General features: G+C 48.1%; 13 protein-coding genes. 11 read left to right on the forward strand and 2 right to left on the reverse strand.

Features of this window, described 5'->3' with window-relative positions:
- The first annotated feature begins 163 nt into the window (after positions 1 to 163).
- The 4 genes from NST38_RS03325 to NST38_RS03340 all read left to right on the forward strand — a co-directional run bounded on the left by NST38_RS03325 (position 164) and on the right by NST38_RS03340 (position 4,594).
- A complete protein-coding gene (locus NST38_RS03325) occupies positions 164 to 1,384 on the forward strand; it encodes an MFS transporter (protein WP_036614180.1) in 1,221 nt (406 codons plus the stop codon).
- 18 nt (positions 1,385 to 1,402) lie between these two features.
- The gene (locus NST38_RS03330) at positions 1,403 to 1,825 is read left to right on the forward strand and encodes a universal stress protein (RefSeq protein WP_083685182.1); all 423 of its coding nucleotides are present in this window, start codon (positions 1,403 to 1,405) and stop codon (positions 1,823 to 1,825) included.
- A 162-nt stretch (positions 1,826 to 1,987) separates the two neighbouring features.
- The gene (locus NST38_RS03335) at positions 1,988 to 3,412 is read left to right on the forward strand and encodes an aldehyde dehydrogenase family protein (protein ID WP_341343777.1); all 1,425 of its coding nucleotides are present in this window, start codon (positions 1,988 to 1,990) and stop codon (positions 3,410 to 3,412) included.
- A 369-nt stretch (positions 3,413 to 3,781) separates the two neighbouring features.
- Positions 3,782 to 4,594, forward strand: a complete 813-nt coding sequence (locus tag NST38_RS03340; protein ID WP_076254768.1) for a MerR family transcriptional regulator — start codon at positions 3,782 to 3,784, stop codon at positions 4,592 to 4,594.
- A gap of 151 nt (positions 4,595 to 4,745) precedes the next feature.
- On the opposite strand, the gene NST38_RS03345 is transcribed toward NST38_RS03340, so the two are convergent.
- Positions 4,746 to 5,243 (reverse strand): GAF domain-containing protein, encoded by a 498-nt coding sequence (locus NST38_RS03345; RefSeq protein ID WP_036614172.1) that lies wholly within the window; start codon positions 5,241 to 5,243, stop codon positions 4,746 to 4,748.
- Positions 5,244 to 5,428: 185 nt separating this feature from the next.
- Here NST38_RS03345 and NST38_RS03350 point away from each other — a divergent pair, with 185 nt between their 5' ends.
- The 3 genes from NST38_RS03350 (at position 5,429) to NST38_RS03360 (ending at position 8,204) form a co-directional block, all read left to right on the forward strand.
- Positions 5,429 to 5,725: a hypothetical protein gene (locus NST38_RS03350; RefSeq protein WP_076254765.1), complete on the forward strand. Its 297-nt coding sequence runs from the start codon at positions 5,429 to 5,431 to the stop codon at positions 5,723 to 5,725.
- Between the two features lie 199 nt (positions 5,726 to 5,924).
- Complete coding sequence (locus tag NST38_RS03355; protein ID WP_076254763.1) at positions 5,925 to 6,497, forward strand: GNAT family N-acetyltransferase; 573 nt, start codon at positions 5,925 to 5,927, stop codon at positions 6,495 to 6,497.
- Positions 6,498 to 6,698: 201 nt separating this feature from the next.
- Positions 6,699 to 8,204 (forward strand): MDR family MFS transporter, encoded by a 1,506-nt coding sequence (locus NST38_RS03360; RefSeq protein WP_083685188.1) that lies wholly within the window; start codon positions 6,699 to 6,701, stop codon positions 8,202 to 8,204.
- Positions 8,205 to 8,667: 463 nt separating this feature from the next.
- Here the strand turns inward: NST38_RS03360 and NST38_RS03365 are convergent, their stop codons facing one another.
- Positions 8,668 to 9,129 (reverse strand): MarR family winged helix-turn-helix transcriptional regulator, encoded by a 462-nt coding sequence (locus NST38_RS03365; protein ID WP_017690799.1) that lies wholly within the window; start codon positions 9,127 to 9,129, stop codon positions 8,668 to 8,670.
- Between the two features lie 505 nt (positions 9,130 to 9,634).
- Here NST38_RS03365 and NST38_RS03370 point away from each other — a divergent pair.
- The 4 genes from NST38_RS03370 to NST38_RS03385 all read left to right on the forward strand — a co-directional run bounded on the left by NST38_RS03370 (position 9,635) and on the right by NST38_RS03385 (position 14,508).
- The gene (locus NST38_RS03370) at positions 9,635 to 10,966 is read left to right on the forward strand and encodes an MFS transporter (protein WP_076254759.1); all 1,332 of its coding nucleotides are present in this window, start codon (positions 9,635 to 9,637) and stop codon (positions 10,964 to 10,966) included.
- A 207-nt stretch (positions 10,967 to 11,173) separates the two neighbouring features.
- Positions 11,174 to 12,523, forward strand: a complete 1,350-nt coding sequence (locus NST38_RS03375; RefSeq protein ID WP_076254757.1) for a hypothetical protein — start codon at positions 11,174 to 11,176, stop codon at positions 12,521 to 12,523.
- A 49-nt stretch (positions 12,524 to 12,572) separates the two neighbouring features.
- On the forward strand, positions 12,573 to 14,141 hold the full coding sequence (locus tag NST38_RS03380; protein ID WP_101315047.1) for a hypothetical protein: 1,569 nt from the start codon (positions 12,573 to 12,575) through the stop codon (positions 14,139 to 14,141).
- A gap of 211 nt (positions 14,142 to 14,352) precedes the next feature.
- Positions 14,353 to 14,508 (forward strand): hypothetical protein, encoded by a 156-nt coding sequence (locus NST38_RS03385; protein WP_036668267.1) that lies wholly within the window; start codon positions 14,353 to 14,355, stop codon positions 14,506 to 14,508.
- The last annotated feature ends 46 nt before the right edge of the window (positions 14,509 to 14,554 follow it).

Genomic DNA, 14,554 nt, shown 5'->3' on the forward strand with positions numbered 1-14,554 from the left:
ATAGTACCTGTGGCGATCCTGTACAAACACCGGATGTTTCGGTGTCATTTGTGCCGTTTTGTTACCTCTAATTCTGAAAATGTATAGAATGTTTTCATTATTTTCACGGTTGTTTTCAAATGAAAAGTTTCACCACATAAATTATTCACAGGAGGAATTACGTATGAAAAGAGAGCCATCATTACCGGACGAATTGCCGTCATCACGTGGGGGCCTGTTATCCCAACCACGAGCGGTATGGGCGGTTGCCTTTGCATGTATCATATCCTTTATGGGTCTGGGTCTGGTTGACCCGATCCTGCCCGCGATTGCAGATCAGCTGCATGCTTCGAAAAGCCAGGTGTCACTGCTATTTACCAGTTATAACGCTGTAACCGGGGTAGCGATGCTGATTACGGGTGTCGTATCCAGCCGGATTGGTGTGAAGTGGACGCTGCTCAGCGGTATATTGTTGATTATTATCTTCTCGTTCCTCGGCGGTACCTCAGACACGGTAGGTGCACTGGTCGGTTACCGTGGCGGTTGGGGACTGGGTAATGCCTTGTTCATCGCAACGGCGTTATCTGCCATTGTGGGACTGTCCACGTCGGGGACAGCCAAAGCTATTATTTTGTACGAAGCAGCGCTTGGTCTCGGGATTGCGGTTGGACCGCTGCTTGGTGGTGAGCTAGGTTCCATCTCTTGGCGTGGCCCGTTTTATGGGGTGGCTGTTCTGATGGCGATTGCCTTTATCAGCATTACATTTATGTTGCCCAAGATGGCCAAACCGAAAACACGCAGTTCTTTGTCCGATCCGTTTAAAGCATTAAGTTATCCTTCACTGAAAACATTGGCGATTACCGCCTTCCTGTATAACTTTGGTTTCTTTACCTTGATGGCTTATTCACCATATGTCATGAATCTGGATGAGCACGGCTTGGGTTATGTATTCTTTGGCTGGGGACTGATGCTGGCAATTACGTCGGTATTTGTAGCTCCAAGGTTACAACGCCGATTCGGATCGGTTCCTTCGATGAGTGTCATGCTTACATTGTTCGCGATTGATCTGGTTGTTATGGCAGTAGGTACGGTGATGGGTTCACCAACTACCGTTATTGTGGCAGTCATTGTAGCGGGGATTTTCCTTGGGATTAACAACACATTGATTACAACGGCTGTTATGGAAGCTGCACCTGTGGAGCGTTCTGTTGCTTCTGCTGCATACAGCTTCGTTCGTTTCCTGGGTGGTGCACTTGCTCCATGGCTTGCGGGTAAATTGTCCGAGTGGTTCCTGCCAGAAACGCCGTTTTATTTTGGTGCATTAATGGTTCTGGTTGGAGTCGTGGTACTGCTGGTGCGCCGTCATCATCTGCGGGATATCGATTCCGCCATTACATCTCATTAATTCACAGGAGGAATTGCAATGTTGAAACGTATATTGGTTGCTGTTGATGGTTCGGATCATGCTCATAAGGCTTTGGAACAAGCTCTGATCCTGGCTGAAGATATGAAACATCCCGCAAGTCTGTTGATCGTGCACGTGAATCCTGCCATTTCGATCAATGAACCTGCATTGGGTGTTGATCTGGAAGCTCGGATTGCCGAAGAAGGGCAACATATTATAGAACCTGTGACTAATCAGTTGTCAGGGCGTGACGTTGCATATGAAACGCTGTTGATTGCAGGTGATCCCGTTAATGAGATCTGCCGTGTGGCGCGTGAACGAGATTGTGGAATGATCGTGATGGGCGCGGCTGGGAAAGGTATGATTGCAGAGATGATCGTGGGCAGTGTCAGTCATGGCGTGTTAAAACATGCAGAATGCCCCGTCCTGACGGTTAAATAGGATGTGAATTCCTTTATAATGCAATAGCTCAAGATCGCAACAAAGGCTCATCAGGTACGTTACAAGCTATGATTGCCGAATACCGTAGTGGGTTGATGGCACGGAAATAGTGTATAAATAGATTAAGTCCAATAGGTTCTAAAAGGATGGAGGATGCAGCATATGAAAAAACAACATCTGTTTATCGGTGGCAAACCCACCGAATCCGTAGATTATAAAACACTTCAAGCACCATACTCCGGGGAAACGCTGGCAGAAGTCTCTTCGGCTTCAGCCGAGGAAGCGGAGGCTGCTGTTGCAGCTGCCGTTCAGGCTGGGAAGGCAATGCGCCAGATGCCTGCACATCAGCGTGCAGATATTCTGTACAAGTTGTCCTCCATGCTCGAAGAACGCAAGGAAGAAGCAGCGCGAATCATAGCGCTTGAAGCGGCGAAGCCGATTACCGCAGCACTGGCCGAGGTTGACCGGACGGTGGAAACATATCGTTTTGCCGCTGAGGAAGCCAAGCGGCTGACCGGAGAGACGGTTCCGATGGATGCAGCCAAAGGTGGAGAAGGACGTATCGGTTATACGATGCGGCAACCTCTAGGTGTCATCGGTGCGATTACGCCGTTTAATTTTCCAATGAATCTGGTAGCCCACAAAGTAGGCCCAGCGCTGGCAGCGGGCAATACGATCGTACTCAAACCTGCGGAACAGACGCCTCTGTCTTCCTATTACATCGCTAATCTGCTTCAGGAAGCCGGATTGCCGGATGGTGCACTGAACGTGGTGAGCGGTGATGGCAAAACCATTGGTGATGTGCTTGTGGAGCACCCCCGTGTTGCTCACATTACGTTTACAGGCAGTCCAGCGGTAGGCACGAGCATTCGTAGCAAAGCAGGACTCAAACGCGTGACACTGGAGCTTGGGTCGAATGCAGCGGTCATTGTGGATAAGGACGCAGACCTGAATAAAGTGGTTCCTCGATGTGTGACGGGAGCTTTCACGTATCAGGGACAGGTATGTATCTCGCTACAGCGAATCTACGTACATCGTGACATCTCGGAAGAATTCATCCGGCGTTTCGCTGAAGCAGCTAAACAAGTGGTGGTCGGAGACCCGCTGAGCCCGGATACGGTGGTCTCTGCGCTGATTACCTCCAAGGATGTACAGCGTACACTCGACTGGATTGAAGAAGCCAAACAGGCAGGGGCTGAGGTGGCAGCAGGCGGTCAAGCTGAAGGAGGCATTCTTCGTCCAACGGTATTGATTAACGTTCCGCGTGATGCCAAGGTATCCTGTCAGGAGGTGTTTGCACCCATCGTTGTTATCAATACGGTAGATTCCGTTAAAGAGGGTATTGAACATGTTAACGATTCGATATACGGGCTTCAGGCAGGCGTATTTACAAACGATATCCATACCGCCCTCCAAGCTGTCGATCAGATTGAAGCAGGCGGAGTTATGATTAATGATATTCCGACGTTCCGAGTGGATCACATGCCCTATGGTGGGGTGAAACAGAGTGGTATCGGACGTGAAGGTGTAAAATATGCTGTAGAGGAAATGACGGAATTGAAATTTGTTATGTTTAACAAAGGGTGATTATCTTCCATTATTTTACTCGATATAACCTATGCCAATGAAAACATAACCACACACGCCTGTGCCAGAATAATGGCACAGGTTTTTTTATATGAAGATCATGGAAAAAGATTTCAAAAATACATGCGGATTCTTCGCCGACTGCGGGTTCACATCTGATGAGACGGGTATAACATAGTTAACATACCGCAACATAACTGACCAAACGCCGCTCATATCACCGAAGCATGATGTACCCATCCAGAGCACGAGCGGAATGAAGCGGTACAGCATTGCCGAAAGTCTTATATTCTCTCATTATTCAAATACAATGCAGTATGAATTAAGCCTGAACTCTGGAGTTGCAGGACAGGCAGGAGGTGTATTCAAATGGCATATTCCATGGTTGACGTATCGGGAATGTCAGGCGTAAGTCTGAACGAGCTGAGCCAGTATGCGGAGACAGGTCTTCTGAATCCGGCATTTGGGGATGTAGATGAGGACATCTATTATGAAAAGCAGGAATTGTTGAGACTCCAGCAAATCCTTTTCTGTAAGGAAGTAGGTATGAAGGAGAATGAGATTGCCCCAATGCTCCGGGATAATCCTCAGGATGTCATACGCATCATGAAGCAGCATCGCATTGATATTCTGGAGAAGGCATTGCGTCTGCATGGATTGATTCAGACACTGGACAAAACGATCTCTCATTTGCAAGGTGAACAGGAAATTGATGAACATGATCTTTATATCGGATTTGTAAATAAGGGGCGTCACCAGTTGCTGAATGAATCGGGTTCTGAAGCTGTAGTCACTAATGATATGAACCATGTGCAGACAGACGGTGCTCAGAGGTCCGACATCCAATCTTCCAATTCATCCACATTACCTGAAAATCAGGAGTTGAAGTCAAAAGAAGATTATCTGGATTCCCAGGCGAAAATTGATCAAGTTCATCTGGACTTGCAACAGGCCATTGAGGATGGTTTGGAGCCGGGTAGTGCGAAAGTACAACAGATTATTGGCAGGCATCTTGAATGGATCAAAGGTTATTATACACCCACCGCTGAGATCTATCGGGATTTGGCCAATCTGTATGTAGAGCATAAAAATTTCCGTCAGATGTATGATGGTTACCACCCGAGGCTGGCTGAATTCCTGCGGGATGGGATGATGATCAAAGCGGAACATGATTTATCCTAGATGCATAAAGTAACATGGGCGAGCAAGAACATGGGTGTGAATCATAATGGATAACAAAGAGCGCAGTCCTCTCAGAGGACTGCGCTCTTTGTTATTACGGGTTCTTCATCATCGTGTGTGATGAGACTCCGATCACCTTATTCATCATTTCCTAAAGGGGTATGGTTGCCTCCAACTGCTCTGTGAGCAGGCTTACGGCTTTCTCCAGGAAGACGCGGTCTTCGTCGTCAAAACGGTTTTTGATCGGGCTATCGATATCCAGCACCCCGTACAGTTCGCCGTTTTTGATAATCGGTACGACAATCTCACTGTTCGATGCTGCATCACAGGCAATGTGACCTGGGAAGGCATGAACATCATCAACGACCAGGGTACGTTTTTCCGCAGCAGATGTGCCGCATACACCACGTCCCAATGGAATTCGGATACAGGCAGGCAGTCCTTGGAATGGCCCGAGGACCAGTTCTTTTCCATCATACAGATAGAAGCCGACCCAATTGGTGTCGGTCATAAATACATTGAGCAGCGCAGCAGCGTTCGCCAGATTGGCAATCGCACTAGGTTCATCGCGGATCAGAGCACTTAACTGTCCCAGGACGGCGGTGTGCTGCTCACTTCGTGTTCCTTCATAGGAAACAGCTTGAAACATGGTAAATCACCCTCCCGAGCAAAATGGTACTTATTTTCAAGATAGTGCAGAGGATGCGGTTAGTCAAGCGGAGGATTTCGGAAAGGGAAGGGAATACCTGAAGAATCCTCCTGTTTCTCAGCTTCTTACGTGGGGTAATTACTTAGCAACCACGGAGGGCTATAACCCGGGAAGGAGCTTGGCTTATGCATGCAGAGGTACAGAATCTTTTTGTACGGATTCATCTACTACATTTCGCGCAAAATCAGGATTTGAACGTTAGCGAGGCACTGCCCCTATTGGAAGAACGGGGATATCGCGTTGGGGAGCGGGAGATCAAGCAGGAGCTTGAACACCTGACACAGGAGAACTTCCTGACCGCCCACGGGGACCAATGGAGCCTGACCGGGACTGGCATCGAAGAATTCAAGGAAATCACGGCTGTGTTTGGCCGGGTTAGCGATGAATTACTGGGGAAGGGCAAGAAAACGTCCAAAGCTTAAAATTCATTAGGACAAGCCATGATTCCGTAATTCACTCAAACTTGAATAGTTCCATACGTACAACAAGACCGGGAGCGAAATTGGCCCGGTTTTTTGACGTGTGTCCATGACTGAACAGTTGCCATTCGGCGCAGGTTATGATTAGATGACTAGTGAATATTATGGTCTGCGGAGATAGATCGGATCGGAGTGTCTTTATATGTATAAATGCAAAGGAAGAATTCCCGAAATGGAGACTGCGCGGCTTCGTCTGCGTAAAATGCGTCGCCGGGATGCGGCCCAGATGTTCGCATGCTGGTCAGATCGCGAGGTGACCCGTTACATGAATCTTGCACCCATGATTGGGACAAGCGAAGCGGCGGACATGATTGGACTGCTCAACCAAATGGCAGGAGAAGAGGATGCGATCCGCTGGGGGATCGAACTTAAAGAAACAGGCAAGCTCATCGGCAGCTGTGGCTTTAACACATGGCAGCTTGAAGGCGCATTCCGGGGTGAGATTGGTTATGAGCTGGGACGTGATTATTGGCGACATGGTTATATGACGGAGGCTTTCTCCGCATTGCTGCCCTTTGGATATGAGACCATGGGTCTTAATCGAATTGAAGCGCTGGTTGATCCGCGTAATCTGGCTTCCGGCGAGTTCCTGACAAACCGCGGCTTCACACGTGAAGGATTGCTGCGACAGGTGCAACATACGTCCACCGGATATAAGGATATGGTGATGTATTCAATGCTGTATGATGAGTTCCTTCGTAAGAAAGGTAAATAAAAGAGACAATATATGATTTTTTTTAAATACACGTAAACGAAGAAACAGAACAAAGCTGGAGAAGCGAAGCGTTCGCCTTTAAAGCTTTCTGAAAGAAAGCTACATCGGAAGCTTGTGCTGGTTCGTAGTAGAGGTGTAAATTAACGTACCAATTATATAGAGAATGAAGAGAGAAGGGTTTGTGTGAATGCAACTGGAGGTTTGAAGCGCAGTTTCATCTTGACGGGGCTGTTGCTTGCGACATTTCTGTCAGCGATTGAAGGCACCGTAATTGGTCCGGCAGGGCCGACCATTGTCAGTGAACTGGGGAGTGTACAGCTGCTGAGCTGGATTTTCACCGCATACCTGTTGACGATGGCTGTGAGTACGCCCATTTTCGGTAAAATCAGTGACTTGTATGGACGAAAGCCTGTATTTCTGATTGGCTGTGCGTTATTTTTACTGGGTTCACTCTTGTGCTGTCTGTCGCAGAACATGGAGCAATTGATTATTTTCCGTGCTATTCAAGGGATTGGTGCGGGTGCGGTAGTTCCTGTTACATTTACGATTATTGGGGACATCTACGCGATTGAAGAACGTGGCAAAATCCAGGGATGGATTAGCTCCGTGTGGGGCATTTCCTCTCTGGCGGGACCGCTGCTTGGTGGTTATTTTGTAGATAATCTCGGCTGGCAGTGGATCTTTGGTTTTAATGTGCCGTTTGGTCTGCTCGCGATGTGGTTTGTATTTCGTTATCTGAAGGAAGATATCTCTCCACGTACGGCCAAGATTGATTATGTCGGTGCACTGACCTTCACGGTGGGCATTACCGCATTGTTATTTGTCCTGTCGGCGGGTGGGCAGTATTATGCCTGGAGTTCTCCGTTGATTGTTGTGCTGAGTGTGGTCGCCGCTCTGTTTATCATTTTATTTTTCGTGGTGGAAAAAAGAGCTCAGGCTCCAATGGTTCCACTACATCTGTTCCGAATTCGGGACATCCGTGTGGCGAATATCGCTGGACTGCTGACCAGTACTTTGATGATCGGCCTGACCAGTTATTTGCCGCTCTGGGTGCAGGGGGTTCGGGGAGGTAATGCGACGGAATCCGGGCTGCTGCTCGCACCGATGTCGGTGGGTTGGCTCATTGGTAGTGTGATGGCAGGCCGTCTGTTAATGAAAATTGGATCACGTATGACCGCATTGATTGGGTTAACCGGTATTGCGATTGGATCGGGTGGACTCTTTCTGGTTGGCGGGACATCCCCGCAGGCTGTGCTATTTGTATTGACCTTTATTTATGGTCTTGGTTTCGGTTTTGCTTTTACGATCTTCACCATTATTGCGCAGTCTTCTGTAGGATATAAGGAGCGTGGCTCCTCTACGGCATTGCACACGTTCATGCGTACGTTGGGACAGACGATTGGTGCAGCGGCTTTTGGCACTTGGTTGAATTATCGGATCTCCACGTTATCCAGTGAGCAGAATCTGGCAGAAGCCGGAATTTCGGAAAATGATCTGAACGAGCTTCTCGCTCCACATACGGATGCTGCCCTATCGGATGACAAATGGGCGTTGCTGCGTAACGTTTTGGAAGGAAGCTTGCATTCCCTGTTTGTGATCATGTTTGTCATTGCACTGATCTCGTGGGTAACGACGCTTGCTCTACGCAAACGTTTGATCGTACCCGAAGATGCAGATGCTCCAACGCAGCCCCAAGGCTCAAAGTAAGAAGAAGATATGTATACGAAAAACCGGATTCGCCGATGTCAGGCAAATCCGGTTATTTTTGTTGCTGGCACACGTGCAGTGGACTAGATTACATCTTCAAACTCAGGCAAGTGATATGTTGGGGGATGTCCCGGGTCTAAAGCATTTTGAAGTACAGGCTGGCTGATCCTGGTGAATCGTCCAGACGAATTTCTAAGGAACGGAGGACGTCTTATTTGACCTTCTGCTCCTCTTTCTCAATTGTAAGGAACATGAGACAACTTATTTCCCGAAATAACCTGAAAAACACGTTGTAAACGGCTGTTTATTCAAAGATAGCGTGTGTCAGATTCCTTAAAATGCTGCGAGCGCTTCAGACCCCTGAATAAGACGTCACAGGTTCGTTAGCGTTAGCGCTCCCGCTCCATAGCTGCTCCAGTACATTCTGTTCCGCTCCGGCTTTCGACAGGTTTGAAGATACGCTCTAGCTGCTCGCTGATAAACGGTCTGCAGAATGTGCAAGCCTTCCCAAGAGTTCAGACAGCAATTCCTTGTCTTCCTCGCTCAGTCCACTTACCGCCCGATCAATCTTCAACGCATAGCCTGGATAGATGTCATCCATGGTGCGCTGTCCTTCTTCGGTCAGTTCCACAAAGATGATACGTCTATCTTGCGGACAATGTTTACGGTGTAACAATCCTTTTTGCTCCAGCTTATCGATCACATAGGTCACATTACCACTTTGCAGCAGAAGTTGCGCGCCAACCTGTTGAATCGGCTGAGCTCCTTTCATATATAACACTTCGAGCACCCCGTATGCGGTGGGGTTGAAGCCATGCACTTTGCTTCCGGATACAGCGTGTTCATTCACGCTCTTGAATGTCTGGGCCAAGGTGCGGTACAGATGAAGTGAACGTTCGGTTCCGATTTCTTGTAATTCCAGCATGCTGATCCCGCCTTTTCAGATTAGTTTATAAGTTGAAATGATAAAGTTACAACCTACCACTACGAGGACAGAACAACCTTCCAATCACTGTTATCCCCAGATTTTTGAAATATTCTTCAAAGGTAAAATCCGGTGATAGCGTATGCTTCCGATGGAGCTTTCTTTCAGAAAGCTTTTAGGTGAACGCTTCGCTTTTTCAGGTTATTTCTGTCCTCTCCGTTATGCTGTTCATGTAAAAGAGTATTTCAACTTATATGAGTTGGTTAGTTATGTTTGACGATTCAGGTTGTCGCCATGGTTTAATTGTAAACTTCTATTTCTACGAAAAACATGCGATATGTCACAAGATTTGCATTTTTAGCATTTAAAATTTGATCATTCGTCATGCTGAAAAATTATCCTTCAGATGTCGCTTTTTCTCCGCCTCTGGCAGGAGGTCGAGTCAAGGGCTGCTCTATATAATGAGTTCATACTATGAATTGGAATATAATGGAGGAGAAGAAGGATGACAAGTGATTTAACGTTTGAAGGACAACGACCGCTGAAGAATAACCGATCTTTTGTAACATTGATGGTGGCACAGGCCATTTCCAATCTGGGTGATTGGCTGCATCTGCTCGCAATTCTGACCCTCGTGGGTATCCGCTGGAATGCAACGCCATGGGAGATTACATTTGTCACACTTTCCGCAGCACTACCCATTCTGTTGACAGGGCCATTCGCAGGCACGCTTGCAGATCGCCTGAACCGAAAATGGCTGATGATTTTAGCCGATGGTGCACGGATCATCATCGTGGGTGCGTTAATTTTTGCTGACCAGATCTGGCACGTCTACATACTGCTTGTCCTCAAATCCCTGTTTGATGTAATCTTCTCTCCGGCCAAAAACGGAAAGCTGAAGGAAATTGTACCTCGCGAACAGCTTGCCCAAGCTGTATCCATCAGCTCGGTGATCGAACAGATGTCCAAAATTATTGGTCCAGCGCTTGGTGGACTGCTGGTAGCCGCTTTTGGTATTACCTGGTGTTTTGTTCTCGATTCAGCTTCTTTTCTGATCTCCGGCATCATTTTATTGTGGATTCCTGGAACTCGGGTGATCCAAACCGCAATTCATAACGTAACAGAAGTAGAGGAAGAGCCAGCTGGAGATGTTCGCAACCGCTCAAAAGGCTCTTTTTGGAAAGAAACACTGGAGGGTATCCGCATGCTTGCATCTCTCCCTCATGTAGGAACGTCTCTGATTTTGCTTGCTTCAGCCATACTTTTTCTGCAATTTGCCGATTCACAGACTGTGGTATTATTCAGACAACTTCCCGGAATTTCAACTGATCTGCTGGGATGGTGCGTGGCAGCAAGTGGCGCAGGTACATTAATTGCAGCGATGAGTGTACGGAAGTGGAAGCATGCAGGGCATGTTTTGAAAATGGGTCTGGGCACCATACTCATGGGTCTGGTTATCGGCGGAGCCGGAGTTATTGTTGGGATTTGGCCGCACGCCGGATTAGGTGCCAATCTGTTGTTAGTATCCCTCTTTGCCCTGGCAGGTGTTGGAATTGGGTTTGCAATTGTCCCCTTTCAGATCCTGTTGCAGGAACAGACACCTGAGGCGATGACAGGCAGGGTGTTTGGAACGGTAGGCAGCGTGATGACAGCCAGTAATATTATGGGCCCGGTGGTAGGCGGATTTATGGTCACCTCATTTGGTGTAGTGCCGGCTTTTGTCTGTTCAGGCATTTTGATGACCCTGCTTGGTTTGATTTATTTGATGAAACGTAGCGGGGAAAAAGCCGATTTGACTGGCTCCATTGAAGCCAAGACGATGATTGCAGGCGACTGAAAACAGGCCGGATCTGCTCAGGTTAGAACAGTTGAAATGAAGGTTTGAATTTACTTCAAATTTTAAGTTTATGATTATAAAGCGTTTGAGTAAACGCCTTCACGTTTAATGAGGAACAGGCAGAAATCCCTGTATTCTAATTATTCCTAGGGGAAAACTCATATGCCTTGTCCCACCAACGCATTAGCGGAAAGGGGGTGAAGCAACTTGAATGTAAAGTTACCAAAATCGATTGTGCGTCTTGGAAGCATACCACTGGCTATACTCGCCGGGACTTTGATGCTGGGGTTTGGATCGTCACATGTATACGCAGACGAGGCTCAGGTATCTTCTGAAAAACCTTCCAGCGGATTGTCGCTAAATTTGTTTTCACGTGATTCGGATGAGATGTTGAACCTGACTCCGTCAGTATCGGTATCCACACCACTGCTGGATGTTGAAGTTCCTTCGATCAAAGCGAATGAATCGACAGGTAAGCTGAGTGTATCTGAGCTAAAAGTAGATACACCGCTTGGATCGGCCGGAACATCAGAGATTGGGATTGATGCGAAGAAGGGAACCGTCGAACTGCCGTCTGTACAGGCGGATACACCGGTGATCAAAGCCGATGTATCAAGCAGTCAGGTGAACCTCAACGAAGGTACAGCTTCCTTGCCTGGCGTTACCGCAGAGGTACCCGATGTGATCAAGGCAGAGACGTCTGCTGTGAAAACAGATCTTCGGCAGGGTAAGGTTGAATTGCCTTCCGTGAAGGTGGATGTGCCTGAAGTTACTTCGGTCAATATCTCTTCATCCCGTGTGGTTCTGAGTAAGGGAAATGTACAGTTGCCTTCTGTGAAAGCAGAAGTTCCAGTTGTAGACGTATCCGCTGAACTCAATCCTGATCAGGAAAAGGTGGAGATTCCAAGTGTGAAGCCGGAATCGCCTGTAGTCACTCCGGAAAAGCCGACGCTCGTCAAAACACCGAATGTTGAAACTTCCAATACGAGTGCGCTCGCAAATCCTGTCGCATCTCAGAACAACGAGCAAGGACAAGACTCAGTACAGGTTACGGGCAAAGTGATGGAGGTCACACCGGAACCAGAAGTACGTCCAGAACAACCTGTTGTCCCACAGGCATTGCCTGTGGAAGTAACCGATCTGACGCAGGATTCGGATGTTAATGCAGGTTTGCCCGATAACGAGTTATTCCTCGTAGATCAGACAGCTGCTAAAGCAGCTGTCACTGAACAAGTGCAGAGTAACCAGGAAGCCGATCTGAAACAAGTTGATGTCGATGCAACAGCTCCATTGCAGCCTCGTACAGAACGACCAACCAGTTGGTCTGTTGCAGCAACTTCTCCCGGAGCAGCTAATGCTTCCGCAGGGACAAGCTCCGGTTCGTCCGGTGTAACTGGAGGTGGAGCAACCGCTCCAGCCGCTGCACTTCCGGGAGCAGCAACGGGTCTGGTTACGCCAGATTACGATTTTGCTTTCCGAATGGAACGGCTCGATGGGTTCAGTCAATGGTCACAGGCACCGCCGGGGCGGCCGCCGCAATATACCTCTTTCTCATAGGCAACAATGGCGTTAATTCAACCAAAATTGAGAAGGAGTGTATATAATCATGAAAAAAGTGAGTCGTTGGGTAAAATTGTCGGTATTGTCGGGTACGTTGGTGGCTGGATTGCTGGGAGCTTCGCAGGCAACTTACGCAGATAGCTATAGCAATAACAGCAGTGGTAATCTGGATCTGAATGCAGGTTTGCGTCTGGAGTTGGGATCTCTTCTGTCAGGACACCGTGACACAGGTCACGGGAACAATGGTAGCTACGGAGGTTCATCCAGTACAACTGGAGCATTGAATCTGGATCTTGGCCTTAACGCCGGCTTATCTTCCGAGAGTATGAACCGATACAATGATCGTTCTTCCAATCACACTGCTGAGCGTAACAGTTCTGGCACGCTGGGCCTTGGCCTGAATGCCAATGTGTCGGGAGAAGGTACAACGATGAGCGACTATTCACGAGGCGGCGATGATCGGAACGTAAACAGCAGCTATGCGAGTGAAAGTCGTGGAGCGCTGGATCTCGGTCTGAACGTGAATGCCGAAGGTGAGAGTGCAACATGGACTCAATCTGAACGCAATAACAGCGTGAAAGACGGCGAGCGTAATGTGAACAGCAGCTATGCGAGCGAAAGCCGTGGAGCACTGGATCTGGGTCTGAACGCGAAAGCGGAAGGTGAGAGTGCGACATGGACTCAATCCGAACGCAACAATAGCGTGAATGACCGTGAGCGTAACGTAAACAGTAGCACTGCGAGCGAAAGCCGTGGAGCACTGGATCTAGGTCTTAACGCAAAAGCAGAAGGAGAGAGTGCAACGATGGCTCAATCTGAACGCACTAACAGCGTGAAAGACGGCGATCGTAACACGAACAGTAGCTATGCGAGCGAAAGCCGTAGCGCACTGGATCTAGGTCTGAACGTGAATGCAGAAGGAGAGAGTGCAACAATGGCTCAATCTGAACGCACTAACAGCGTGAAAGACGGCGATCGTAACACGAACAGTAGCTATGCGAGCGAAAGCCGCGGCGCATTGGATCTGGGTCTGAACGCAAAAGCAGAAGGAGAGAGTGCAACGATGGCTCAATCCGAACGCAGCAACAGCGTGAATGACCGTGAGCGTAACGTGAACAGCAGTTACGCGAGCGAAAGCCGCGGAGCACTGGATCTGGGTCTGAACGCGAAAGCTGAAGGAGAGAGTGCTACAGTAGCTCAAACTGAACGGAACAACAGCGTGAAAGACAGAGAGCGTAACACGAACAGCAGCTATGCGAGCGAAAGCCGCGGTGTACTAGATCTGGGTCTGAACGCGAAAGCAGAAGGAGAGAGTGCAATGATGGCTCAATCCGAACGCAGCAACAGCGTGAATGACCGTGAGCGTAATGTGAACAGTAGCTATGCGAGCGAAAAAAGCCGTGGCACACTGGATCTGGGTCTGAACGCGAAAGCGGAGGGAGAGAGTGCAACATGGACTCAATCTGAACGCAACAGCAACGTGAAAGACAGCGAGCGTCACGACAACAGCAGCTATGCGAATGAAAGCCGCGGAGCACTGGATCTGGATCTGAACGTGGATGCGGATGCGGATGCAGAGAGTGAAACTACATCTGTGGTGGAGACAAATCGGTAATATGAGATTTTCACTGTAATATGAAGAAGCAGGGGCTCCGGAACCCCTGCTTCTTTTTATTATAAAAATGGGGAGATTATTATTAAAAAGTCTGCAAAAGTTAATTTGCCTAACGGAATCAGTAGTGATTTTATGGATACATTGGCTGATGTGATGGGTGATTATGATCAAACCTTGAAAGGTCTCAAGGATAGGTGAGTATGACCCGGTATTGAGTATTCAAGAGGTTATTGCGATCAACGACGCTATGATTAAGCGTTACAGTCCTGGAGAGCAGATTGGAGTTAAAGATTCTGGTCTGCTTGAATCTGCTGTTGTAAGAGCACAATCATCAGCTTTTGGTAACGAAGCCTACCCATCTATATAGAAATGCTCAAAATGATCAAACACACAGCCCGCAACTCGATTACAAT

The organism is Paenibacillus sp. FSL H8-0104 (genome assembly GCF_038050215.1).
Taxonomy (GTDB): domain Bacteria; phylum Bacillota; class Bacilli; order Paenibacillales; family Paenibacillaceae; genus Paenibacillus; species Paenibacillus amylolyticus.

What these genes read in the sequence shown, in the direction of transcription:
- NST38_RS03325 (WP_036614180.1), top strand. Translation starts at nt 164, where the DNA reads ATGAAAAGAGAGCCATCATTACCGGACGAATTGCCGTCATCACGTGGG.
- NST38_RS03330 (WP_083685182.1), top strand. Translation starts at nt 1,403, where the DNA reads ATGTTGAAACGTATATTGGTTGCTGTTGATGGTTCGGATCATGCTCAT.
- NST38_RS03335 (WP_341343777.1), top strand. Translation starts at nt 1,988, where the DNA reads ATGAAAAAACAACATCTGTTTATCGGTGGCAAACCCACCGAATCCGTA.
- NST38_RS03340 (WP_076254768.1), top strand. Translation starts at nt 3,782, where the DNA reads ATGGCATATTCCATGGTTGACGTATCGGGAATGTCAGGCGTAAGTCTG.
- NST38_RS03345 (WP_036614172.1), bottom strand. Translation starts at nt 5,243, where the DNA reads ATGTTTCAAGCTGTTTCCTATGAAGGAACACGAAGTGAGCAGCACACC.
- NST38_RS03350 (WP_076254765.1), top strand. Translation starts at nt 5,429, where the DNA reads ATGCATGCAGAGGTACAGAATCTTTTTGTACGGATTCATCTACTACAT.
- NST38_RS03355 (WP_076254763.1), top strand. Translation starts at nt 5,925, where the DNA reads ATGTATAAATGCAAAGGAAGAATTCCCGAAATGGAGACTGCGCGGCTT.
- NST38_RS03365 (WP_017690799.1), bottom strand. Translation starts at nt 9,129, where the DNA reads ATGCTGGAATTACAAGAAATCGGAACCGAACGTTCACTTCATCTGTAC.
- NST38_RS03370 (WP_076254759.1), top strand. Translation starts at nt 9,635, where the DNA reads ATGACAAGTGATTTAACGTTTGAAGGACAACGACCGCTGAAGAATAAC.
- NST38_RS03380 (WP_101315047.1), top strand. Translation starts at nt 12,573, where the DNA reads ATGAAAAAAGTGAGTCGTTGGGTAAAATTGTCGGTATTGTCGGGTACG.